Here is a 241-nt window from a genome sequence, read left to right as displayed (position 1 = left end):
TATATGTATCGTAAACGCAAGAAAAACTTCCTTGTCCCGATGCCGCCCATATCTTTGGAGCGCCTTGGAGATTACAGAAGTTTTTCTTCATATAACATGAGATGATTATACGCGAGTCTCTTTACCGGATTTCAATGCGCGAGTGCTGACGTATACACGCTTAGGCTTGCCATCCACGAGGATGCGAACCTTCTGAACGTTAACGCCCCAAGTACGCTTGTTGTGGTTATTAGCATTGGAA

At 44.8% G+C, this 241-nt stretch carries 1 protein-coding gene; it reads right to left on the bottom strand.

All coding sequences use genetic code 11. The annotated features are described in order from the left end of the window. Positions 1-105: 105 nt before the first annotated feature. Positions 106-241, bottom strand: a 136-nt coding sequence (locus ACSNOG_RS33945; RefSeq protein WP_436756510.1) for a large ribosomal subunit protein bL28, incomplete at its 5' end; no start/stop codon positions are given.

Source organism: Streptomyces sp. URMC 124 (assembly GCF_051386455.1).
GTDB lineage: Bacteria > Actinomycetota > Actinomycetes > Streptomycetales > Streptomycetaceae > Streptomyces.
The sequence above is the reverse complement of the archived record's forward strand: the minus strand, read 5'-3'. Positions and strand labels throughout refer to the sequence as shown.